Source organism: Lacibacter sp., from assembly GCF_057361365.1.
Genome location: NZ_JBMQSG010000011.1, coordinates 92,719 through 118,395, shown reverse-complemented (window position 1 = coordinate 118,395; position 25,677 = coordinate 92,719). Strand labels below are relative to the sequence as shown.

Annotated in this window: 12 protein-coding genes; 11 read left to right on the top strand and 1 reads right to left on the bottom strand. The window is 40.0% G+C overall.

What is annotated here, in order from left to right; translation table 11 throughout:
* The first annotated feature begins 27 nt into the window (after positions 1 to 27).
* The 7 genes from ACO1QW_RS10190 to ACO1QW_RS10160 all read left to right on the top strand — a co-directional run bounded on the left by ACO1QW_RS10190 (position 28) and on the right by ACO1QW_RS10160 (position 9,374).
* A complete protein-coding gene (locus tag ACO1QW_RS10190) occupies positions 28 to 1,254 on the top strand; it encodes an alpha/beta hydrolase-fold protein (RefSeq protein ID WP_486258144.1) in 1,227 nt (408 codons plus the stop codon).
* Between the two features lie 14 nt (positions 1,255 to 1,268).
* Positions 1,269 to 2,540 (top strand): family 8 glycosyl hydrolase, encoded by a 1,272-nt coding sequence (locus tag ACO1QW_RS10185; protein ID WP_486258142.1) that lies wholly within the window; start codon positions 1,269 to 1,271, stop codon positions 2,538 to 2,540.
* Positions 2,541 to 2,564: 24 nt separating this feature from the next.
* Positions 2,565 to 4,487, top strand: a complete 1,923-nt coding sequence (locus ACO1QW_RS10180) for an alpha/beta hydrolase-fold protein (RefSeq protein WP_486258140.1) — start codon at positions 2,565 to 2,567, stop codon at positions 4,485 to 4,487.
* An 18-nt stretch (positions 4,488 to 4,505) separates the two neighbouring features.
* Positions 4,506 to 5,345 (top strand): sialate O-acetylesterase, encoded by an 840-nt coding sequence (locus tag ACO1QW_RS10175; RefSeq protein ID WP_486258139.1) that lies wholly within the window; start codon positions 4,506 to 4,508, stop codon positions 5,343 to 5,345.
* A 58-nt stretch (positions 5,346 to 5,403) separates the two neighbouring features.
* A complete protein-coding gene (locus ACO1QW_RS10170) occupies positions 5,404 to 6,360 on the top strand; it encodes a glycoside hydrolase family 43 protein (RefSeq protein WP_486258137.1) in 957 nt (318 codons plus the stop codon).
* Positions 6,361 to 6,407: 47 nt separating this feature from the next.
* A complete protein-coding gene (locus ACO1QW_RS10165; protein ID WP_486258135.1) occupies positions 6,408 to 7,982 on the top strand; it encodes a glycoside hydrolase family 43 protein in 1,575 nt (524 codons plus the stop codon).
* Positions 7,983 to 8,057: 75 nt separating this feature from the next.
* Positions 8,058 to 9,374 carry a family 43 glycosylhydrolase gene (locus tag ACO1QW_RS10160; RefSeq protein WP_486258133.1) on the top strand — a complete coding sequence of 439 codons (1,317 nt, stop codon included), beginning with the start codon at positions 8,058 to 8,060 and terminating at the stop codon, positions 9,372 to 9,374.
* 219 nt (positions 9,375 to 9,593) lie between these two features.
* Here ACO1QW_RS10160 and ACO1QW_RS10155 read toward each other — a convergent pair whose 3' ends face one another.
* A complete protein-coding gene (locus ACO1QW_RS10155; RefSeq protein WP_486258131.1) occupies positions 9,594 to 16,028 on the bottom strand; it encodes a glycosyl hydrolase in 6,435 nt (2,144 codons plus the stop codon).
* Positions 16,029 to 16,445: 417 nt separating this feature from the next.
* Here ACO1QW_RS10155 and ACO1QW_RS10150 point away from each other — a divergent pair, with 417 nt between their 5' ends.
* The 4 genes from ACO1QW_RS10150 to ACO1QW_RS10135 all read left to right on the top strand — a co-directional run bounded on the left by ACO1QW_RS10150 (position 16,446) and on the right by ACO1QW_RS10135 (position 25,648).
* Positions 16,446 to 18,128, top strand: coding sequence for a right-handed parallel beta-helix repeat-containing protein (locus ACO1QW_RS10150; RefSeq protein ID WP_486258129.1), 1,683 nt, complete (start codon positions 16,446 to 16,448; stop codon positions 18,126 to 18,128).
* A complete protein-coding gene (locus ACO1QW_RS10145) occupies positions 18,109 to 19,557 on the top strand; it encodes a sulfatase-like hydrolase/transferase (RefSeq protein ID WP_486258127.1) in 1,449 nt (482 codons plus the stop codon). Before ACO1QW_RS10150 ends, ACO1QW_RS10145 begins: the two co-directional genes overlap by 20 nt.
* 320 nt (positions 19,558 to 19,877) lie before the next feature.
* Positions 19,878 to 23,975 carry a hybrid sensor histidine kinase/response regulator transcription factor gene (locus ACO1QW_RS10140; protein WP_486258125.1) on the top strand — a complete coding sequence of 1,366 codons (4,098 nt, stop codon included), beginning with the start codon at positions 19,878 to 19,880 and terminating at the stop codon, positions 23,973 to 23,975.
* A gap of 146 nt (positions 23,976 to 24,121) precedes the next feature.
* Positions 24,122 to 25,648: a sulfatase family protein gene (locus ACO1QW_RS10135; RefSeq protein WP_486258123.1), complete on the top strand. Its 1,527-nt coding sequence runs from the start codon at positions 24,122 to 24,124 to the stop codon at positions 25,646 to 25,648.
* Positions 25,649 to 25,677: the final 29 nt, after the last annotated feature.

The window sequence follows — 25,677 nt, the reverse complement described above, 5'->3', positions numbered from 1 at the left end:
ACACATAACCACTTTAAAACTTGTAATATGAAAATAAGATCAACCGTTATGCTGGCAACAATGCTTCTTGCAGCCAGCGCATCTTTTTCACAAACAAATATTGTCGAAGATTTTAAGCCATCTCCATTTAATCAACCTTTTCAGGCGTACCCACAGGTAAACTCGCAAGGTTATGCACGGTTTAGAATTTATGCACCCAATGCAGACAGTGTTCGGGTTAGTCTCGGTCTTGGTGGACAAGGCGGAACAAAATTATTAAAAGCAGATAGCGGCTATTTCATTGGCACTACTGCTGGTCCAATGGATGAAGGCTTTCATTACTACAGGGTAAACGTTGATGGGGCTACGTTTAATGATCCCGGTACCGGATTTTTTTATGGATCGCAACGCTGGGAAAGTGGAATTGAAATTCCTTCTAAGGATCAGGACATTTATGCATTGAAAGATGTACCGCATGGTCATATGCAGCACATTATTTTCCCTTCAAAAAGTACCAACACACAAAGGGCAGCAGTGGTATATACTCCTCCGGGTTATGAAAAAGACAACACAAAATATCCGGTGCTTTACCTGCAACATGGCTGGGGCGAGAATGAAACTTCATGGGCTGTGCAGGGAAAAACAAACCTCATCATGGATAACATGATCGCATCAGGAAGAATAAAACCGTTCATTGTTGTAATGACTTATGGTATGACGAATACAGGTGCTCCTATCGGTCGCAGACCAACACCACCACCTCCTCCTGCTGGCACAACAGCAACACCTCCACCAGCTCCTCCTGCAGGAGGTGGAATGGGTGCGCCAAATGTTGTAGCTACAGGAATTACAGCAGGTGAAATTACAGGTGTAGCTGCGTTTCAAACGGTATTACTCGATGAATTAATTCCTTACATCGATGCGCATTTCCGTACAAAAGCAAACAGAGATAACAGGGCGATGGCCGGTTTATCAATGGGTGGTTTTGAAACGCATACGATCACATTAGCAAAACCGGAAGTATTTGGCTACTGGGGATTGTTAAGTGGTGGCAATTATACACCTGCACAACTGGAGGGAAAAATGAAACCAAAATATATGTTCATCTCCTATGGAAGTAAAGAAACCCGTGGCGCTGAAGGATTACCTAAAGTAGAAGCCGATTTAAAAGCGGCAGGTTATAAAGTGGCTACTTATGTTTCTCCGGGTACAGCACATGAATTTCAAAGCTGGCGCAGAAGTTTATACGAAATGGCGCCATCTCTTTTTAAATAAGACAGCAACGATCAATGAACATTATAGCAAAACAAAATCAACGCTTCGTGCTGATGATATCACTATCGGCATTGCTGTTGGTATGTTCGATTGCACATGCAGATGCGCAATCGAAAAAGAGTACAACGCCTGCATACAGAAATGTATTTGCAGCAGCGGGTTATAAAGAAGCGGACATCAAAGCAAAAATCGACAAAGCATACCGTGATCTATTTGAAAGTCCGCAAGGAATTTATTTCAACGTAGGTGATACCATGGGCTATGTATCTGATCTCAAAAATCATGATGCAAGAAGCGAAGGACTTTCTTATGGAATGATGGTGGCTGTGCAGATGAATAAGAAAGAAGTGTTCGACAGGATCTGGCGCTGGACAAAAAAATACACTCAACACCAGGAAGGCCCGAGAGAAGCATACTTTGCCTGGAGCATCAATCCACAAACACTCAAACGCAATTCGCAAGGCTCCGCATCAGATGGTGAATTATATTTTGTTACAAGCTTGCTGTTTGCCGCAAACAAATGGGGCAACAATACCGGCATCAATTATTATGGTGAGGCCCGCAGAATTTTGGATGCCATGTGGAAGAAAGATGGCACCGGTAATATTTTTCATGTTATCAACAAAGAACATAAACAGATCAGTTTTGTTCCCGAAGGCAATGGCTATACATGGACAGATCCTTCTTATCATCTTCCTTCATTTATGGAAGTGTGGGCATTGTATGCACAAGATGGTCATGAAGATTTTTATAAAGAGTGTGCCGATACATCAAGAGCATATTTGCACAGAGCCTGTCATCCCGGTACAGGTTTAAATCCTGATTACAGCGAATTCAGCGGAGCACCGCATAACACGAGATGGATACCTGTTGCATTCCGTTACGATTCGTGGCGTGTGCCCATGAATATTTCCATGGATTATGCATGGTATAAGAAAGATGCAGCCTGGCAATTGGATTATGCAAAACGTATTCAAACATTCTTCCGCTCAAAAGGCATCAACAATTTCGACGATCAGTTCAACATGGATGGCACAAGACCTGATTCTATTTTACAGGCGGGTGGATTTAAAAAACTTCGTCACTCACTCGGGCTTGTATCCACATTGGCAACAACGGAGATGATTTATTCAGAAAATAACCGTTACGATTTTGTACATGCATTGTGGAATGCAAAACTGGAGCCCTATGAAGACGGTTATTTCGATCCTTATTACGATGGCTTATTGTATTTATTCAGCTTGCTGCATTTAAGCGGCAAGTATCAAATTATAAATCCGGCTTAATTAAAGCAGATAAATTCGATCATGATGAAAAAAATAGTCAGCGCTTTTGTTCTTCTTTTTTTGTTTTTGCAAATGCAGGCACAGGAAATATTGAAGCAGATGCCCAAAGGTTTTGATGAAGTGAAAACTTCTGTTCCGCATGGCACCATCGATACCATTACATACAATTCAAAAACAGTAGGTGTAAACAGAAAAGCATTGGTGTACACACCGCCGGGTTTTTCTAAAAAGAAAAAATATCCTGTATTGTATTTGTTACACGGTATTGGTGGCGACGAAAAAGAATGGTTGAATGGTGGGAAGCCACAAAATATTCTTGATAATCTTTATGCAGAAGGAAAACTCCAGCCAATGATCGTTGTAATGCCAAACGGAAGAGCAATGAAAGACGATCGTGCAACAGGCAACATTATGGCACAGGATAAAGTGCAGGCCTTTGCAACATTTGAACAGGATCTGTTGAATGATCTCATTCCATTTATTGAAAAAAAATTTCCTGTGTACAAGGATCGTGAAAACAGGGCCATTGCCGGTTTGTCGATGGGCGGTGGACAATCATTGAATTTCGGATTAGGTAACCTCGACAAGTTTGCATGGGTAGGTGGTTTCTCATCAGCACCCAATACAAAGTTGCCGCAGGAGTTAGTACCTAATCCTGAAACAGCAAAACAACAATTAAAATTGCTTTGGATATCCTGTGGTGATGCTGATGGTTTGCTGTCGTTCAGCAAACGAACACATGATTACCTGCGTCAAAATGATGTGCCGCATATTTATTACTTGGAACCGGGTGGACATGATTTTAAAGTGTGGAAGAATGGATTGTATATGTTTTCGCAATTCCTGTTTAAGCCTGTAGATGCATCACAGTTTTCGAAGTACACGGTGTTGGGCACTGCAGCAGCGAGTAATATACGTTCAGCAAAATATCCGCAGATATTACCAGATAGCCGTGTGATGTTTCGCATAAAAGCACCCGATGCACAAAAAGTGCAGATCGACTTGGGAAGGAAATATGATATGCAGAAAGATACCGGTGGATATTGGATCGTTACCACCGATTCTGTCAGCGAAGGGTTTCATTACTATTCGTTGATCATTGATGGCGTAGCAGTGGCCGATCCTGCAAGCGAAACTTTTTATGGTATGGGACGCATGGCAAGTGGGATTGAAATTCCATTTAAAGGTGATGGCTACTATGAATTGAAAGATGTGCCGCATGGCGACATCCGCATTAAAAAATATTATTCTGCTGTTACACGTTCGTGGAGGCAATGTTACATCTACACACCGCCAGGTTATGATGCAAATACAACAGCAAAATATCCTGTCCTCTATTTGTTGCATGGTGGCGGTGAAGATGAACGTGGCTGGGCGACACAGGGAAAGACAGATATTATTCTCGACAATCTCATTGCCGAACAAAAAGCAAAACCAATGATCATTGTAATGATGGATGGCAATGTTTCAAGTGGCGGCGTTGGTGGTTTTGGCGAGCAGGCGTTGCGTGCTTTTGAAAATGAATTGAAGCAAGCACTCATTCCCTTCATTGAAAAAAACTATCGTGTTGCAACTGATGCAAACAGCAGGGCGTTGGCCGGTTTATCAATGGGTGGATTGCAAACATTGCATGCAGGTGTACGAAATACAAACATGTTTGCTTATCTCGGAGTGTTCAGTTCGGGTTGGTGGAGTAATCAGCCTGCACTTTCTACTCCGCAATATGAATACATGAAAACAAATGCAAGTACCATCAATACAAACCTGAAACAATTCTGGATTGCTATGGGTGGTAAAGAAGATATTGCTTATAATAATTGCAAGATCATGCTTGCAAAATTTGATGAGCTGAATATTAAGTACAAGTACAGTGAATATCCCGGCGGACATACATGGCCGGTATGGCGCAACAACATTTACAACTTTGCACAATTGCTGTTTAAATAATAAGAACATCAGACTAAAATGAAAAAGATAATCGTAGCAGCATTCATCCTTGTTTCAACCTGCACAAACGTTTTTGCGCAGGATCCTAACTTTTATATTTTCTTAAGCTTCGGTCAATCTAATATGGAAGGTTATGCAAGAATTGAAGCACAGGATACAGTGAATGTTGATCCCCGTTTCAAAGTATTGGAAGCCGTTGATTGTCCGGCCATCGGCAGAGAAAAAGGAAAATGGTACACAGCTGTTCCTCCGTTATGCCGCTGCAGAACAGGTTTAACACCGGTTGATTATTTCGGAAGAACATTATTGGCTAATCTTCCTGCGAATGTGAAGATCGGAGTGATTAATGTGTCGGTAGGTGGTTGTAAAATTGAACTGTTCGACAGAGATAATTATCAAACATACGCTGCATCTGCACCCAACTGGATGCTCGGTATGTTAAAAGAATATGATGGTAACCCGTATGGTCGTTTGGTTGAAATGGCAAAGCTGGCACAAAAAGAAGGTGTTATTAAAGGAATACTATTGCACCAGGGCGAATCAAATACAGGCGATACAACATGGCCGAAAAAAGTAAGCATGGTGTATAAAAATTTGCTGAGCGATCTTCAGCTCAATGCACAACATGTTCCGTTGCTGGCTGGTGAAGTAGTGCATGCAGACCAGGGTGGTGTATGCGCAGGTATGAACAACATCATTGCTCAATTGCCTACGATCATTCCAACAGCACATGTTATTTCATCGAAAGGTTGTGCTGATTCACCGGATAATCTTCACTTCAATGCAGAAGGTTATAGAGAATTTGGAAAACGTTATGCAGAAAAAATGCTGGCATTGCTTGGCGTTCAAGTTAAATAGTAAATACATTCTACAGGAATATCCAACATAAATAACTGAACTAAACGTAACATACAAAATGAAAAAAATACTTACACTTGCAATAGCTGCAATAATAGTATCCACAACTGCGATGGCACAAAACCCCATCATCAAACACATCTTCACAGCCGATCCTTCGCCGATTGTGCACAAGGGCACGTTGTATTTATACACAGGTCATGATACTGCATCGGTAACAGCAACCAATTATAAAATGCCCGACTGGCATGTATTCTCTACAACTGACATGAAGAACTGGAAAGATCATGGCACATTGCTTTCGCCACATACTTTTTCATGGGCTACAGGCGATGCGTATGCAGCACAGTGTATTGAACGTGATGGAAAGTTTTATTGGTTTGTTTCAACATTTCATAAAAAAGACAGTGTAAGTGGGGGTGGTGCTGCCATTGGTGTTGCAGTATCGGATAAGCCAACAGGTCCATTTAAAGATGCGATCGGCAAAGCATTGATCACAAACGAAATGACAACCGATAAAAAACACAGTTGGGATGATATTGATCCCACGGTCATGATCGATGATGATGGACAGGCGTATATGTATTGGGGCAATGGAAGTTGCAAGTGGGTAAAGCTGAAAAAAAATATGATTGAAGTAGATGGGCCGATCAATATTGCACCGATTAAAAATTTCATCGAAGGCCCATGGATCTATAAACGCAAAGGCTGGTACTATCTTGTTTATGCAAGTGTGGGAACCAAACCCGAAATGATCGAATACTGCATGGCCAAAAGTGCAACAGGTCCTTGGGAATACAAAGGCATCATACAGGAAAATGTACCGAATAGTTTTACAACGCATCCCGGCATCATCGATTACAAAGGCAAATCTTATTTCTTTTATCACAATGGTACATTGCCAACAGGTGGCAGTTACAGACGCTCTATTTGTGTTGACTATATGCATTACAACGAAGACGGAACCATTCAAAAAATTATTCAGACAACAGAGGGTGTTAAACCAGTTAAGTAATTGTAATTAGCTTTTTCAAATATCTTTCGTAGAAATTATCCGTTTAAATGAATAAGAAATTAGTCTTCGTTTTTGGAGTAATCATTTGTAGCCTCAATTTATTTGCACAAACAAAGCAGTCAGCTAATCCCGTCATCTTTGCTGATGTACCCGACTTATCAATGATCCGTGTGGGCAACAATTATTACATGAGCAGCACAACCATGCACATGAGCCCCGGTGTACCTATTATGAAATCAACTGATCTTGTTAACTGGAAACTGATCGGCTATGCATACGATACATTGGTGAGCAATGATGAAATGAATCTTGTAAATGGCAAATCAACGTATGGTCGTGGTTCATGGGCAAGCAGCATCCGTTACCATAAAGGCACTTACTACGTTTCAACATTTGCAGCAACAAGTGGCAAAACACATATCTACAGCACAAAGAATATTGAAAAAGGTCCGTGGAAAGAAATTACGTTTCGTCCTGATCTGCATGATCATTCCTTGTTCTTTGATGATGATGGCAAAGCGTATATGATCTATGGCAACCGAAAGTTAACGCTGGTTGAATTAAAAGATAATCTCTCGGGTGTTAAGGAAAACGGCATCAAACAAGTGATCATTGAAGATGCCACACAACCCAGTCAAAGCGTTGGGCAAAGTGGTTTGGGCGAAGGTTCGCAACTCTTCAAAGCAAAAGGCATGTATTACCTCCTCAACATTACATGGCCAAGAGGTGGCATGCGTACAGTGGTGATCCATCGTGCAAAAAAACTTACCGGCCCGTGGGAAGGAAAAATTGCGTTACAGGATCTGGGTGTTGCACAAGGTGGCTTAATTGATATGCCTGATGGCAGATGGTTTTCTTATCTCTTTCGTGATTACGGGGCAGTAGGCCGCATTCCATATTTAGTTCCTGTTAAATGGGAAGATGGTTGGCCGGTATTAGGCGAAAATGGAAAAGTACCAGCAACACTCAACTTACCTGCAAGCAAAGGATTGATCCCTGGCATTGTTGTGTCTGATGAATTCAATCGCAAAAGTGGAGAAGCTGCATTACCACTTGCCTGGCAATGGAATCACAATCCGGATAATCGCTTTTGGTCTGTTACAGCACGCAAAGGTTTTTTACGTCTTACAACAGGAAGAGTTGACAGCAGTTTTCTATCAGCAAGAAATTCGTTGACACAACGCACAATTGGTCCTGTTTGCACAGGTATTACTTCATTGAATATATCAGGCATGAAAGATGGTGATTTTGCAGGATTGGCTTTGTTGCAAAAAAATTATGGTTTGATCGGTGTACGTGTAACAGGTAATCGTAAAGAGCTGGTGATGATCAATGCAAGTACGGGCCAGGCTGAAGAGGCACAACATATTCCTCTTGCACAGCCAACTGTATACCTGAAAGCCGAATGCAATTTCACTGACAGGAAAGATGTAGCTAATTTCTTTTACAGTCTTGATGGCAAAAGCTGGACAGCATTCGGCACACAATTAAAAATGCGGTACACACTTCCGCATTTTATGGGTTATCGCTTTGCTTTGTTCAACTATGCAACGAAAGAAACAGGTGGTTTTGCCGATTTTGATTATTTCAGGATAAGTGATACAATTTCTAAAAAAGAATGATCGCAGATACTAATTGATGATCGTTCACAACAATTAAATGAAATGAAAAGCGTAAAGAGAATACTTTTTGCTTGCATGCTCTCAGTGATCGCTGCAAATGGATTGTTTGCCCAAAACCCTTTTATCAGGGATCAGTTTACTGCAGACCCGTCGGCGAGGGTATTCGGAAATAAAGTATATGTTTTTCCATCGCATGATATTCTTGCGCAGGAAGGTAAAGGACGGGTAGGTTGGTTTTGTATGGAAGATTACCATGTTTTTTCATCGGATAATCTTACAGATTGGACTGATCATGGAATTATTGTTACGCAAAACAAAGTACCATGGGTTCGCCCGGATAGTTATAGCATGTGGGCGCCCGATTGTATTGAACGAAATGGGAAATATTATTTCTATTTTCCAACCGCAGCAAAAGATACGGTTACTTATGGAAGAGGGTTTACAATAGGTGTTGCAGTAGCTGATAAACCTGAAGGGCCTTATACTCCACAGGAAACACCCATAAAAGGAGTGCGTGGTATTGATCCGAATGTATTTATTGATAAAGACGGCCAGGCATATCTCTATTGGTCGGCTGGAAATATTTATGGCGCAAAGTTGAAAGCAAATATGCTGGAGTTAGATTCAGAAGTAAAGATATTAGGAGAACTCCCAACGAAAGGACTAAAAGAAGGTCCGTATGTGTTTGAACGAAACGGCATTTACTACATGACCTATCCGCATGTTGAAAATAAAACCGAACGACTGGAATATGCCATCGGCACTAATCCACTTGGTCCATTTAAAATTGTTGGTGCCATTATGGATGAATCGGCAAGCGGTTGCTGGACAAATCATCACTCCATTATCCAGTTCAAAAATCAATGGTATCTTTTTTATCATGATAAAGACTATTCTCCAAAGTTTGATAAAGCAAGATCGATACGAATAGACAGTTTATCGTTCAATGCCGATGGAACAATAAAGAAAGTAATACCAACTCTCCGTGGGGCAGGAATAACAAAAGCTTCATCGCAAATTCAAATCGACAGGTATACAAAAGTAAGTGGGGAAGGAGTTGCCGTTTCATTCCTCGATACGACCAACACCTTCAACGGATGGAAAACAACATTTACAAAAGCAGGAGCGTGGGTACAATACAATACTGTTGACTTTGGAAACAAAATAATTAAAACTTTAAACGTTCATGCAAAGACAGTTGATGGTGCGGTGTTGCAAATGCGCATCAATGATGTTAACGGGCCGGTAATTGCAGAAGTAACGCTGTCTAAAAACGGAGAATGGAAAACCGTTAACACAGCAGTTAGTAAAACTGAAAAGGGCATAAAAAATTTGTTTGTTATTTCAAAAGACAACACGCCGGTAGAAGTAGACTGGATAAGTTTCCAGTAAGGTTTACTGCACAGGGGTGAAAATTAATTCATTAAAGAAATCAGTCTAAATTGACTGAGTTTTGAAACAGAACGAAGACCGCTTTTTAGCGGTTTTCTTTTTTTAATAAGCGGCATTGAAATGATATTAGTCTTGCATAAAACAGGAAGGACAAACAAAAGGCGATTCAGAATTGAATCGCCTTTTGTATTTGTGTCGAGGCCTGTTAATGCGAATAATCTAATTCGCTTGCTTTATCAGCTTCGTTGTTATTTTCTTTTCTCCTTGTATGATCTCAACAATATACATTCCTGGCAGATAGTTGTTACCAAGTTCTATCGTTTGCCTTGAATGAATGTTTCGCATAATTTCCACTTGCTGACCATTCATGTTTATTACACGCAGGTTAATCGGTGTCTTAACATCCTGGCTTTCTATCATTACTTTAAAGTAGGATGTACTTGGATTAGGATAAGCCTGCATCGTGAAACGTACCGCAGCATTCAATTGAACATCGTCATTACTATTGCTTCTTGTTGCTAAAGAAGAGCAACTGCCGCCACCGGCTACGAATACTAATCCTCCGTTCAAATTCTGTTGAATTGTGGTGGCTCCGTTCCAGTTACTGGAATACCAAATTCCTCCTGCCTTCCGATAAAGTGTAATAGCAACTTTTTGGCTACATCCATTCTGATAAATGATCATTTCAAAAGTTGAACCACCTTCTATCTGAACAACACTCAGGTCAGGCATTTGTTCGTAAAGATTTGCTTTTGCACTAAATGTTGCAGTGGCTGTTGGAGTAGCAACATTCAATACAGAAATAGCGGTGGTGCTAATGATATAGGTATGCAATTCTGTATCCAATGTGCCGTCGGGTTTGTAGTGACTACGAACTAAGACATTTGCTTTTCCTTTTGGATTTGTTCCTGATTTGGTGTAAGCAATGTCGGCCTGGAAATCAGTATTCAATCCTGGTTTGCCTTTAATATAACCGGAAGAAGCAATATTCTCTATTCGTCCGCCACCTACAACATAGCCGCCAGCCACCGGTTTAGAAATGGTAACAATTGTTTGAGCCGAAGACAAATTCGGATTGTTGCTGTATGCACCAGACACACCAACTGCTATCAGGAAGTTTTGTGCGTTGTTCGATCCGATATTGAATTGAACCAATGCGCTTGCTGTACCAACAGAACCATCATTGATATCTATTAATCCCACAGGTATATTTTGCGCACCTGTTATTGGTGTGAGTGTAGTACCGTTCACCATATAGAAAGTAACTCTGGCACCTCTCATATCACCTCTTGGTGCACTATTATCTCTGATAGTAGTTGACAACGTGATGGAAGCTGTATTTGCGTTAGGCCCTGATGTCCATGCGAACAAAGTACCTGTATAAAAACCAACATTATCATTATAAGGACTGGCATTGCGCTGCAATACAGTTACTGGATTTGTTTGGTTACTTCCTTCATAATTGTTATTTGTGCTGGTAAACAGTGCCGTAACATTGTAAGCATTTGGTAAGTTTGTTATTTGCGGAATGAATGTTGCCTCAACGGCACCTTCAGAATCTCCAGGAACAGGCGTTACATTAATTGGCGAACCATATGCAATACCTCCAATAGAAAACTGTACAGTTCCTGTTAAAGCAGCAGCAGCATTCAAGGGTTTAATTTTTGCCGTCATTGTTAGTGGATCCATATACCTAACTGTAGCAGCGCTGGTGATCAACGTAGTTGTGGTTGATGCTTTCAGAATTTTTGCACTCGTTGCTGCTGCAGTGTTCAGTAATACATAGTTGCCTGCATCTGCACCCGATACCGCAATGCCTGTTACTTCTACATTCCAAATACCGGTATTAAAATCGGCGAAGTTTGCTGATGTAAATGATGCAGTTACATTATCACCACCAATTTTATCTGTATTGAGTGAAACATCAGCCACAGTATTTCCATCAAAAACTTTGTCAACACCAGTTGGTGAAACCGTCAAATCCTTAGGCGTAATAATCGCATTGTTCGATGTTGTAGCTGTAGTTTGCGCAAGCGTATAGTTGCCAGCAGCTGCACCAGTGATAGAAATACCATCAACTGTAATGATATGATCGTTGCCTGCATTTTTCGTATTAAAATCAGCACTTGTATAGGCAACATCAAACACATCATTATTTATCCTGTCGTCGGATAGTTTTACATTCGCAATGGTATTGAAAGCATCTGTTGTTACACTGGCTGTTGTATTTCCATCATATACTTTTGATGCACCAGTTACCACTGTAATGTTCAGTGTTTTCTTATCTACCTGCAAATAGCCATTGGTGATCGTTATACTGTAATTGGGATTTGAACCAGCTGTTACGGTAACAGGGTAGTTACCGGCAGCTGCAAATTTTTCTGCTGTTGTTGCTAAACTATAATTCAATACATCTCCGTTTATTGTACCAGTGGCTATTGCATCAAGCGATGGATTATCATCACCGTAAGTTTTCGTTTTATTGTTTGCAGCGATAGTTGCCGTTACAGGGTTCACCGTAAGCGTTACTATTTCAGTGGTTATGTTTCCGCAACTGTTTGTGATCACACATTGGTATTGATAACCATTCATGGCTACGGTAAGGGAAGCAATATCCAATTGTGCAGTATTAAATCCCGTATAAATATTTCCTAGATTATTATCTGTAGCAGTAATGTTTGCAAAACCGCTTCCTGTATTTACCTGCCATTGGTAATTGATAGCTGTGCCTGTAGCTTCAAATGAAAAACGTGCTGTATCACCATACGTTTTTTCCCTGTTAACAGGTTGCGTTGTAATAGACGGAACAGCGCAGGTTAATTCATAAGCACCGGTGATGGTGCGTGCCTGCGTTGGCGTGAATTGATGATCGTATCCCTGTTGCGTAGAAGCAACAAGAGTTCCTCCACTTACACTTACTCCTGAAAATGAATAAACATTACCACCCGTAACCGTAACCGTTGCTGGGTAAGAGAAAAATAGTTCTTTATTGGTTGCCACTGGAACGATGAAATCAGTTGGCAAACTTAATGCTGCACTTAATGTTGTGGGATTCGTGTAATACTTATGATTAACCGTTGCAGCAATTGATCCTGCGGGTAAACTACTTGTTGTAAATGTAACATTGCTGAAAGGTTGTTCTTTGATGACGATCTTGTCAAGGAAAGGTGCATCAGCGCTTGTTGCACGCAATTCAATAGTATTGATACCCTGTGCTAATGCTAAAGGAATTGTTTTTACAACGGGTGAACCACCTTCAAAACACCAGTTACCAGATGCATTAAAGGAATAGGTTACAAAAGCGCCGCCGTTTACTGATATTCTTAAATTACGGGCAACTTTCGAAATGTAAGAAACATCTACATCATATACTTTTCCTTCATTGCATGAAATGTTATTGTAACGGATGCCGTTTCCGGTTCCTAAAGGAATATTTGCAAGGGCACTATTAGAAGATGTGTTACACGCTGTTACGGAGGTGGTGCCGACAAACTCTGCCAGTTCAGCTTCAAGACTAACATCAGTAAGAGATGCTTTCTCCAATTTTATTTTATCAATGAAAGGAGAGTTAGGAAGTGGAGAACCAGTACCCCATGGTTTAATATCAATAGTATTGATACCACGATTAAGATTTACAATTACTTCATGAACAGCGGGCGAGCCTTTCGAAGGATTACTTGCATCAATATAACACCAGTTGCCCGATGGTGCAGCTATTTGTCGGCCAAGCGTAACACCGTTCACAATTACTTTAAAACTTCTGCTGTCTTTACCCATGTAAGACACTTTCAATTTATACGCTCCGGCGGCGCTTGCAACAATGCTGTTAAATCTTACTCCGTTGGTTGCAGCTGTTGCCATATTCACCTGTTGTCCATTTGATGAATTTTCGCAAGCCTGAACAGTGATTGTACCAAGGAAAGTAGCAGTCTCTGCTTCAAATTCAAGATTTTCTGTTACCAGCAAAACATCGGGGTCTGTTGCAGATGGATTTTTTCCTTTTGTTGCTACAGCGAAGCGATCAACATGTACGTTGCCACCAGCAATAGCGATCTTAACTGTATGTTGCCCTGCTGCCAGAAAATAACTAAAGCTTCTATCAGCAGATTCGTAACTATAATGAAACTTCTTCCAATACCATTCGTAGAGAGAGCTGCCAAGATGATCCCACTTGCGGTAAGGCTCATCATCAACAGCAATCCATAAACTATTTTCACCTGCATTAATTGCTTTGATCTTTGCCCACAGTTCATATTCATCGGCTTTTGCAACATTGAATGTAAAGCTGATGACATTATCAGTACCAACAGGAGGTTGAGCCGATGTAATATTATTAGCACTCTTCAAATAAGCACCTGCACCTGTACTGGCTGATGCTTCAACAGTCCAGTTTGAACCACGTGCAGTATTTTCTGCTTCATAAACATCAAGAATATCTGTTGCTTCTAATCCAAATGTTGAAGTAGAAGGAATGCAGTAACCTGTACTATTCATCAGTGCATCCAAATTTTCCTGGCCATTTGTAATAACAATTTGGTCGAGCTTAATATTTGAATTGGGGAATTCAATTGTTAAACGATGTAAGCCTGTTCCTAAATCATAAAACCTTGGCACCTGGAACCAGGTAAAACCAGTGCTTGTAAAAGGTGATACCAACTCGGGTATAGTGCCATCCATTCCAATTTTTATTGAACCTGTTCCGGTAGATGCAGTACGAATATAAATGCGGTATGAACCCGCCACTGATGTTTCGAATTCATAATGAATTTGTTTAGCGAGGGTAGTTGCACCTGCAAGATTTGCGTCGCCTTTTATATATAAACCATTTGATGCATTCGCATCACTTGTTACTATCCATTGATTACCGATATATTTTCCACACTCGGCTTCAAAAGCAGTAGTATTGATATTTGGTGATGTGTAAGGAAGATTTAGCCCGTCTAAATTATTGCCGCAAACATAAGTTGCTGCAGGCATCGAAGGTTTTGATTCGGAATTTTTATAAAGCGTTCCGATATTTGTTAGATTACCAGCAGCGTCAAAATAATTTGCAACACCGCCATTGGGTTGGAAATACGCATAGCGTTCAACATAATTAAGTGTGTCAAGAAACGGCAAAGCCAAATTTAAAAAAGCTTCGTGTGTTGCATTAGGGCGGTTGGGATTTGCGTTGAACTCAGTGATCCAGATGGGTAATTTATAAAGATTATAAACATTTTGCAGGTAGGCTTTAAAGCGAGTGAAAATTTGTTCCGGCGTCGCATTCGGTGTGCTGGCGGGATTACTTCCCCAATCGTACCAATGCACTGCTACAAAATCGAAACGAACATCTTTTGATTTTGCGATTGTATTAAACTCTTTCAACCAACCGGTAGGTCCTTCTTCACGTGGAGCCGGCGAACCTAACCGCACACCTGTACTCATCAGGTTTTCGTAAAATGCTACTGCCACAGAAGGCTGACATAGATTGTTGTACTGACCTGATTGATCATTACAATTATCCGATTCATTAAAGCCTAATATCTGTGTTGTTTTTTTCTTTGCGATCATTTGGCTAATAGCTGAAGGAAAAGCTCCACTTGCTCCCCATGCCATTGGCACATATTCAGTGTTGGGTTGAGGATTGCCATTTAAATTCCAGTTGTAATACCAGCCGGCATCAAGATCATAATAAAAACCGGTTCCTTTTTTTGTCACCCAATTCCACGGAACAACTCGTATAAAACTTACGTTGCCTTGTAACGCAACATCAAGCGTATTAACAGTAAGGTCTGATTCAGATGCAATATAAACCCTGCTTTTTCCTGTGCCATTATCGTTTACAGCCAGTGTGGCCATAAAACCTCTTTTCAATTTAAATGAACGGATATTGTTGTTCATTCCATTTGGTAAAGACGAGCCGGTGTAAATCGTATTTTCATTTACATCACCGTTAGCTCCCTGCAAATTTGTGTTACTGTAAACTGTTGCCGGAGCAAAAGAAGCTGATAACGGTCGTACTACTGCTCCTTTTTGATAGTAATTATTGATGCGGAAGTTATTGTCAAGCGAACCCACAACATCATTCACATATATATTACCAACTCTTGTAAGCAAGTTTTTCGGATCATCCTGTTTAATATAAACCCATGAAGCTGCATCAAGAAAATTTATGATAAGCGAAGACGACATTGCACCTTGTTGCTGGCTCACTGTACTTTCGCCGTTTAATGATAATACAGCCTGCGCTATTGTTCCATTTGTTATATTAAGTGTAGAACTAATTACAGTTATCCCTTTTTGCGCACACGCAAAAACAATGTTGCCACTGGCCACCACGCTTGCAGATGAAATATAGAGATTGAACTCAATAGGTGAGCCAGGTTCTAACGAACCGGCATCAGGATGTGCATCATTAACAAGATCGGGTGCCGATGGGCAAATATTATACAAGTAGGAGCTCGATGCATTGCAAGGCACTCCCGAATTGTTTTCACTTGCTATTCGCCAGTTGTCTTCGTTAAAAAAATCGTTGTCTGCTTCACCCGTCCAGTACAAATAGCTGGTTGAAGCAGCGCAAGGATCTCCACCTTGTGCAAAAATAAAGAGCGGAGCAAAGAATAGTAAAATGATTGAAAATGAAAATGCCCGAAGCTGGCAATTGATTTTTGGCATGGCAATTTAGTTTTGATGATTACTTCAGTTCCAAAACTATTTTGTTAAAAAAACAAAGCAGGTCACATTTCAATCAGAAAAGGGGTTGTATTGTTTTATTTGTAGAACCTGTTTATTCTTTTAGAAAAATCGTTCAACCATTTTGAAACAATTGTTAAAGAGTGAAGATTGAAAGGCGTGTTCCCCTCGTCCGGTGCAGTGGACAAAGTCAGCATAATAAAATTCGTTGGTAGTGTTAGAATCATTATGCTGGAAAACGCTGCGACATGAGCATTTGAATTGAATGCCCCCCTTTTTTGAAAGTATACTTCCGGCTCTTTAAACCTGTTACCGTTAGCTTTAGAAAGTTTATAAACAACCCTTTGTTGGTTTAACAAGCATGTTGTTGACACCGTATAAGTTTTAATCATCAGTTCAATGAAAATTAAAATAGTATTTCTAGCACTTCTCATTTGTCTGAGCAATTCGTTGCAAGCCACAAACTATTATATCAACTCAGCAATTGGAGATGATTCAAATAAAGGAACCAGCCCAACGAATTCCTGGAAAACCGTATCGCCGGTAATGTTGATTCAGTTAAAACCTGGCGATTCCCTTCTTTTTGCTTCCGGACAAAAATTTAAGGGTATGTTATCGCTTATAAATGTAAAAGGCGTAGCACATCATCCTGTTGTAATTGCCAATTATGTTTATAAGGGAAATAAATCAAAGCCTGTATTAGATGCAGGGGAACACTTAAATGCATTGCTCATTCAAAATTCTTCCTTTGTACAAGTAAGCGGCATTGAATTTACAGGTATGTTACCTTATCAAAAGAATGTTACGGCTAACAAAGCAGAAATGCGTTGCGGAATTCTTGTTGAAGTAACCACAGATGAAGCATTTGAAAGTATAACATTGAAAGATGTTGTTGTGCATGATGTCTATTACAACCCCAGGGGGTTTACACGTTCAGCAGCTGAAATAAAAACAGCAAACGGAACACAGAGTTATGGGTGGGGAATTCGTGTAATCAATAATACAAAAGCTGGGACTTTAAAAAATATTAAAATATTAAAGTCGGAGGTATATAATGTTAGTCATACAGGCATTAAAGTTACCGCTACAGCAAATGGCATTCAGCAATTAGAAATTGCTGAATGCAACGTGTATCAGACAGGTGGGCCTGGCATGCAGCTTTCCGGTGTTACCGCTGGACACATTCATCATAACAAAATTGATCATTCCGGTTCAACGGCCGATAGCAGAAACTGGGGAAGAGGTAGTGGATTGTGGACATGGGGTTGCAGCAATATTCTCATAGAAAATAATCGATTTGAGAATGCTAACGGTCCCGGTGATTCTGCAGGCGTACACATCGATTACAATTGCAATGATGTGGTGATCCAGTATAACGTAAGTGCTAACAATGCCGGAGGCTTCTGCGAAATTCTTGGCAACAATTATAATTGTGCTTACCGTTATAATATCAGCATTAATGATGGCTATCGTGTAAAAGGACAAAACGGAGCTTTCCAGGAAGGAAAAATTTTCTGGCTAAGCGGTTACCAGGGCGATCAAAAGAAAAATGCTGGCCCATATAATAGTTATTTCTACAACAATACCATTTATGTTGCTGCTAATATTATTCCGAAGATAGCAGTGAGCAGTAGTGCAGATGGAGTGCTGATTACCAATAATGTTTTCTATTTTGAAACAGCTGCCCAAACTGTTGCCGGTGATCAGAAGAAAAAAGAAGTGGATGTTGATGGTGTCCCCAATGTTGTATTTGTCAATAATCTTTTTTTACGTAGAGATAACTGGCCAACAGATATTCCTTTACAGGATGCAGCTCCAATCATTGGTGATCCTTTGTTCAAAAGCATCGGGGGTGTATTAGCAAAAAATTATTTGCCTTCAAATAAAAAACTTATTCTCAACAAAGGAATAACTGTTCAGCCAATTCCAAACGACAGCGTTGGTATACGCATAGGTTTGAAAGTGGAATACGATATCCTTGGAAATTCTATTGAAGGAAAACCAGATATAGGTGCCATTGAATTGACTGAGGGTAAAAAGAAATCATTCCAAACAACAACGAGTGAACAAAAGAAGAATTAAGAAAAACATCGTAGGATTATCTGCATTGCTGCTGATAGCGACGGCCTGGGCTTTTACAAAAAGTTCAAGACAGGAAATAGCAGTTAGTAGCGACAGACCAAATGTTATTATTATTCTTACCGACGATCAGGGTTATGCTGATGTTGGTTTTAATGGTTGTAAAGATATTCCAACACCAAACATTGATCGAATTGCAAAAAACGGAGTTGTTTTTACCAACGGTTATGTTAGCTATGCGGTTTGTGCGCCCAGTCGTGCAGGTCTCATCACTGGCCGATACCAGGATCGTTTTGGTTACAGCCGTAACCCGTTGTATCGCCCATTCGATGAAACCATTGGCCTGCCACTTACTGAACAGACATTACCGGAACTCTTGCAGCAAAGCGGTTATATTACAATGGGCATTGGCAAATGGCATTTAGGTGTACATGAAAAATTTCGCCCATGGAAACGTGGGTTCCATGAATTTTTTGGCTTCCTCGGAGGAGGACATCGCTATATGCCCGAAGATTATACCATTCTGAATCCTGATAGTGCCAAAGACGAGGGACAGAGTTACCGCACCAAACTCATCCGCAATGAAAAAGTCGTGGAAGAGTCGGAATATTTAACGGATGCATTGTCGAGAGAAGCAGTTTCATTTATTAATCGAAACAAACAGCAGCCGTTTTTTCTTTACCTCGCTTATAATGCACCACATGCTCCTCTGCAGGCAACGCCAAAATATCTGAATCGTTTTGATCACATCAAAAATCCGAAACGTAAAACATATGCAGCAATGGTTAGTGCAGTAGATGATGGCATAGGTACCGTACTTGATAAGCTGCAACAATTAAACCTTATAGAAAACACCATCGTTATTTTTCTTTCAGATAACGGAGGGCCTAAAGCGGATAATGCCAGTGATAACGGCTTGCTTCGTGCAGGCAAAGGATCATTGTATGAAGGAGGAATTCGTGTACCCTTTGCCATGCAATGGCCGGCGCACATCAAGGCAGGTATCCATTACGATCTGCCGGTTATCTCGCTTGATATTTTTGCAACCGTTGCAACAAATATCAAAAACGCTGCAGCGCCTAAGAATAACTTAGACGGTGTAAATCTCATTCCTTATTTAAAAGGTACAAAGCAAGGCGCACCGCATGAGTATTTGTTTTGGCAGCAATACGATCAACGAAATTTTGCAGTGCTTCATCAATCAGGGTTGAAAGAAGTAGTGATAAAAGATTCGGTTTTTAGTTTATACAATTTGAAAACCGACATCGAAGAGAAAAAAAATATTGAAGATAAAAACAAGCTTACAAGATTCGAACAGCAACGGCGAAAGTGGGCGGCAACAACTGTTGCTCCCATTTTTTATGGTTTGAACCAGGAGGAGCTATATGAGCGTGAGAAAAGATCTCAGCAAAAACAACATTCATCAAATTGACAGAGACAGTACTCTTATTAAAATTAGATTAATACACAGCAGCATTTTACGGCAATTGTAAATTTTCGTTTAACAAAGACGCCGCTTTTAACCTGATAAATAGCACAATCGTATGATTACTAAACAAAAAAGTGAGAATATTGAAAAAAACAATCAACGGCTAAACATAAAGCTTGCAGTAATTTATTTTTTGCTGGTGCTTCTGTTTATTTCGTTGTTGTTATTTTTATAGTTGTTTGTAGCAAGCTTTTAAATATCTCTAACTAACATGGAATTCATCTAAATTGTAAGTTCGGGTTAACGATTAATTTAGAAATGCTTTGTCTTCCTCTATAAAAAAATATGCTTGCCTGCTGTTTCTTCTTGCTGTAAACTTCGCCGGTTACACGCAACAGGCCAATTCGTTTATCAGCATTACAGATGAATTGGTGAATAATGAAGTTACTTCCATCATTCAGGATAAAAATGGATTCATCTGGTTTGGTACAAGAGGCGGACTGCAACGCTTTGATGGTTATGAAATGAAATTGTTGAAAAATGATTTCGGGAAGGGAAGCAATCTCTTAAGTCAGTCGATTGAAGTGCTGCAAAGTGGCAAACACAATAATATCTGGATTGGCACAAAGTCGGGCGGGCTAAGTAGCTATGATCTTAAGACAGGTAAAATAGCAAACTATACAAATAACAACCCCAACAATACTGGCTTTAATGCCGATTATATTCTTTCCTTATTAGATACCGACAATGAAAAATTATTGATCGGAACATGGAAAGGTTTTCAATACCTCGATAAAAAAACCGGCGCATTCAAAATTTTAAATAGTGTCTGGAAAACATTCGATATACAACCGGATGGCAATGCAGGTTATTGGCTGGCCACAAACAGCGGGCTGAAGCATTTAAATGAAAAACTGGTTAACGATGTTTCTTATAATTTCGGCGTTAACGGTATAAACATTACTTCCATTGTAAATGACAAGGCCAATAACTGTTTATGGTTGGGCACATGGAACGAAGGCTTGCTTCAATTCAACCTGTCAACAAAAGAGTTTAAGAATTACCGTCATCAAAAAAACAATGCAGCTTCATTAAGCGCAAACAATACCTACCGTATCCTTCTCGATTCCAAAGGCACACTATGGGTTGGTACCTGGGGTGGGGGCTTAAACCGTTTCGACCACAAGACTGAGACCTTTGAAAAAATCGTTTTAAACATTCCGGGGATTTATACAAACGATAACCAGATCATTTTAACTATACAGGAAGATCCTTCGGGTTTATTATGGATTGGAACCGATGGGTCGGGTGTTTTTAAATTCGATCTGAAACAGAAAAAGTTTTCAAACATCGGTTACGAAAACAAAATCAATTCTTTGTTGGGAAGTACACATGTGCTTTCTGTTTATGTAGATCCATTCAATAAACTGTGGCTGGGAACAAAAGGTGGCGGCATTCAATATTCAATCAATTGGAAAACATTCACAGAAGTAAATGTTGATAATAACGAAACAAATATTACTCCTGCTTTGCCTTATGAAAGTCGTTCGTTTCTGCAGGAAGCCGATTATTTATGGGTGAGTACAAATAAAGGATTGATCCGCATTTTAAACAAAGGGCAGAAGGTTGGCACTTATGATGTGTTTGTACCGAAGCCTGATGATTCTGCATCCATCAGCGGAAGAAAGACCACGCAAATTGTAAAAGATTCTTCTGGCAGAATATGGATCGGAACACAGGAAAGCGGTCTGAGTTATATTTCCGGTTTCGATAAAAACAATAAGCCGCTATTTAAAAATTACCTGCCTGCATATGGTGTAAAAGGAGCTTTGCAAAACGAACGGGTAAGTTGTTTGTTGGTTGATTCTAAAAAAAGATTGTGGGTAGGAACATATAAAGGACTTCACCTGTATCAACCATCAACAGATCAGTTCCAGGTATTCAACCAAACAGATGAATATAAAAACTCCATCAGCAACAATACCATCCTTTGTTTGGCGGAAGATAAATTTGGAAACATTTGGGCAGGCACACAATATGGATTAAATAAAATTACAGGTTATGATGGCAGCAGGTTACAGGTGAAAAGTTTTACAACCAAAGAAGGTCTGCCAAGCGATTATATTCACGCCGTTATTCCTGATGAAAAAGGAAATATCTGGGCGAGCACAAACAAAGGCATCGTTCGCTTTAATCAAACAAATAACTCCTTTGCTGTTTTTGATAAACGTGATGCTGTGCAGTCAATTGTTTTTTCTGAAAACGCATCTTCTAAAGATGCAAGTGGTCGTTTTTATTTCGGCGGCCTTGAAGGCTTAACTTACTTTTTTCCTGACAGTATTCGAATCAACCAGTTTTATCCGCCAATTTACTTCACCAATTTAAGAGTCAACAATATTCCTTACGAATTTGGCACCGGAAAAACAGATAGTTCTATTCTGAATAAACCGTTTTACGAAACCGAAAGTATAACGCTCAACCATAAAGAAAATATTTTTTCTATTGAATTTGCTGCGCTGGATTATCATGCGCCGGACAAGAATGAGTATATGTATAAGCTGGAAGGTTTTAATCAAGAGTGGGTTTATGCGGGTAATAGCAGGCTGGTTTCATTTACAAACCTGAAGCCTGGCACTTACAGGTTAAAGGTTAAAGCAACAAACAGCGATAAAACCTGGAACCCGACTCCGCACCAATTAACAATTAAAATTCTTCCTCCGCCATGGAAAACATGGTGGGCTTATAGTATTTACATCGCTGTATTTATTTTTCTTCTTTGGCTAACACGCTATTTAGGTTTGCGACAGGTTGCATTGAAGAATCAACTAACACTTAGCAAGCTTGCAAGGCAACAGGAAAATAAATTATCTGATTTTAAGGAGAGGTTGTTTACAAATATTTCGCACGAGTTCCGCACTCCGTTAACGCTGATCCTTGGTCCCTTGGATGATTTGCTGCAAAGGAAGAAGTTTGAAGCGCAAACGGAAAAAAGTCTGCGTTTAATTCAAAAGCAATCAAAGCGGATGTTGCGGATGGTAAATCAGTTACTGGACTTTCAGAAAGCAGAAGCCGGAAGTTTAAAACTTTCCTTGCAACCGGGAGAGATTGTTTCATTTTGCCATGACATCTATATTCTTTTTAATGATGAAGCAAGTCGTAGAAATATTCATTACAGTTTTAATGCATCGGAAAAATATCTTTCGTTTACGTTCGATCCCAACAAACTTGAGATCATCTTGTTTAATATATTATCGAATGCATTTAAGTTCACACCTAATGGCGGAAGCATCACATTCAACGTAAAGAAAAATGCCGACCAATCATGTGAAATAAAAATCAGTGATACCGGGAGTGGAATCCCTGCCAATGAAATCGACCGGATATTTGATCGCTTTTACAGGGGAAGGGCAGAAGATGCTACTACCATTTCAGGAACCGGCATTGGTCTTTCGTTTGTAAAAGAATTAACTGAGCTGCATGGTGGAACAATCGTTGCTGAAAGTGACGGAACACACGGGAGCTTATTTACTGTAACGCTGCCAGCTTCAAAAATTAATGAATCTTTGTTGAATATTTCTGCAGAACCGTTGAATTATACCGCCCAAAACATTGAAACAAATTTAAATTCAGTTTTTATGCCTGAAGAAATTGATCACATCAGCCAGGAACAAGATCTTCCGATTATACTGGTGGTGGAAGATGAGTCGGATATGCTGCAGTACATCTATGAAATTTTAGCTCCGTCGTTTAAAATTGTTACAGCAACAAATGGCAGAGAGGGTATTGAAAAAGCATTTGAAACAATTCCAGATTTGATTGTAAGTGACGTAATGATGCCTGAAGTGGATGGCATTGAATTATGTAAGAAATTAAAGTCTGATAAGGACACATCGCACATACCCATTATTCTGCTAACCGCATTGTCGGATATGGCGCACCATGTGCAAGGTATTCGTGAAGGAGCCGATGTGTATTTGCCCAAGCCATTTAACTCGCAGCTGTTGCTGGTACATGTTCATAACCTTATTAATTCGAGAAACACGCTGAAAGAATTTTATGCAAAACGCATTTTCCTGGGCACAGGCAATTTCGAAATAAAAACGTTTGAAGAAGAATTTTTGGTGAAGCTGATGAAACTTGTGGAGGAAAATATTTCAAACGGGAACTTCAATAACGATGATCTTGCAAACCTCATGTTTATGAGCAGGTCAACTTTTTACCGGAAACTAAAAGCTGTTACAGGTATGTCGGGAAATGAATTTATCCGCACGGCCCGTTTGAATTATGCTGCGAAACTTTTGGAAAGTGGTAATTACTCCGTAACCGAAGCCGCTTATGAATCTGGCTTTAATGATATTAAATATTTCAGGAAGCGATTCCAGGAACAATTTGATGTTTCTCCCTCGGAGTATAAGAAATAGAATTAACAACGGAGATGATTTCGGTCGCTCGGGAATTTTGTAAATGCCACGTCAGCACCCCTTTTTTGAAATAAAAGGTATCAAAGCATGCGATAATTTAGCTTTTACTTAGAACTAAGCTTGTTTCTAAACAATATAAGAAGATAATGAACAAACGATTCTTGCTTGGAATACTTGTCCTTTCAATTAGCATTGCAGTGCATGGGCAAACTGCAAAAACTAAAAAGCCAAACATCATTTTAATTTATACAGATGATCTTGGTTATGGTGATGTAAGTGCTTACGGCACTTCAGCTATTGCCACACCAAATATCGATCGGTTGGCAAAGAATGGTGTGCGTTTCACCAATGCGCACGCAACATCTGCCACCTGCACGCCTTCACGCTTTTCATTACTTACAGGGAAATATGCGTGGCGCAAAGAAGGAACAGGTATTGCTCCTGGTGATGCAACTTTATTGATTCCTGTTACCACCACGACATTGCCGGGGATGTTACAAAAAGCAGGATATAACACTGCAGTGATCGGCAAATGGCATCTTGGTCTTGGCGATGCAAAAGGAATTAACTGGAATGAAAAAATAACGCCTGGCCCGGCGGAGATCGGGTTCAATTATTCATTCCTGATTCCGGCAACTGGTGATCGTGTGCCCTGCGTATTTGTAGAAAACCAACAGGTGGTTAATCTAGATAAAAATGATCCGATAAAAGTCAGTTATACAGGTCCGCTTGATCCAAATGCACCAACAGGTAAAAAGAATCCTGAGTTGTTGAGAATGCAACCATCACATGGGCATGATATGACGATTGTTAATGGTATCAGTCGTATTGGCTACATGACTGGTGGCAATGCTGCACTCTGGAAAGATGAAGATTTTGCGAATATCATTTTGCAAAAGGCAACGGCTTATATCACACAACAAAAAGCAAATCCTTTCTTTTTGTATTTCTCAACACATGATATACATGTACCACGTATTGCAAATGAAAAATTTGTTGGCAAAAGCGGTATGGGGCCAAGAGGTGATGTTTTGTTGCAATTAGACTGGACGGTTGGTCAATTAGAAGAAGTGTTGAATAAAAATGGGTTGCTCGAAAACACACTCATCATTTTTACAAGTGACAACGGGCAGGTAATTGATGATGGTTATAAAGATGAAGCTGTTGAAAAATTGGGAAATCATAAACCGGGTGGCATTTATCGTGGTGGCAAATACAGCGCATTTGAAGCGGGCACCAGAGTTCCGTTTATTGTAAGTTGGAAAGGAACAATAAAACCAGGTAGAATAAATGATGCACTATTCAGCCAGGTTGATCTATATGCTTCCCTCGCCAAACTAGCAGGAGTGAAGGTTGAAGCAGGGCAGGCACCAGACAGTAAAAACTATTTGCCCGTTTTACTCAATCAAACAACAAAGCACCGTGAATATTTAGTTGAGCAATCAATCAACTCAACACTTTCGTTACTGGTTGGTAACTGGAAATATATTGAACCATCAAAAGGTCCAAAGATTAACAAGGATACAAATACTGAACTGGGCAATTTGCCTGAACCGCAATTGTATAATTTAACTGACGATCCGGGTGAAACAAAAAATGTAGCAGCTGCACATCCTGAAAAAGTGAAAGAGATGCAGGCACTGCTGGGAAAAATTAAACAAGGCAGCAATTAAAAATATTGATTTTGACCCTTCCTTCTTTC

What these genes read in the sequence shown, in the direction of transcription:
- ACO1QW_RS10165 (WP_486258135.1), top strand. Translation starts at nt 6,408, where the DNA reads ATGAATAAGAAATTAGTCTTCGTTTTTGGAGTAATCATTTGTAGCCTC.
- ACO1QW_RS10190 (WP_486258144.1), top strand. Translation starts at nt 28, where the DNA reads ATGAAAATAAGATCAACCGTTATGCTGGCAACAATGCTTCTTGCAGCC.
- ACO1QW_RS10180 (WP_486258140.1), top strand. Translation starts at nt 2,565, where the DNA reads ATGAAAAAAATAGTCAGCGCTTTTGTTCTTCTTTTTTTGTTTTTGCAA.
- ACO1QW_RS10155 (WP_486258131.1), bottom strand. Translation starts at nt 16,028, where the DNA reads ATGCCAAAAATCAATTGCCAGCTTCGGGCATTTTCATTTTCAATCATT.
- ACO1QW_RS10175 (WP_486258139.1), top strand. Translation starts at nt 4,506, where the DNA reads ATGAAAAAGATAATCGTAGCAGCATTCATCCTTGTTTCAACCTGCACA.
- ACO1QW_RS10170 (WP_486258137.1), top strand. Translation starts at nt 5,404, where the DNA reads ATGAAAAAAATACTTACACTTGCAATAGCTGCAATAATAGTATCCACA.
- ACO1QW_RS10135 (WP_486258123.1), top strand. Translation starts at nt 24,122, where the DNA reads ATGAACAAACGATTCTTGCTTGGAATACTTGTCCTTTCAATTAGCATT.
- ACO1QW_RS10185 (WP_486258142.1), top strand. Translation starts at nt 1,269, where the DNA reads ATGAACATTATAGCAAAACAAAATCAACGCTTCGTGCTGATGATATCA.
- ACO1QW_RS10160 (WP_486258133.1), top strand. Translation starts at nt 8,058, where the DNA reads ATGCTCTCAGTGATCGCTGCAAATGGATTGTTTGCCCAAAACCCTTTT.
- ACO1QW_RS10150 (WP_486258129.1), top strand. Translation starts at nt 16,446, where the DNA reads ATGAAAATTAAAATAGTATTTCTAGCACTTCTCATTTGTCTGAGCAAT.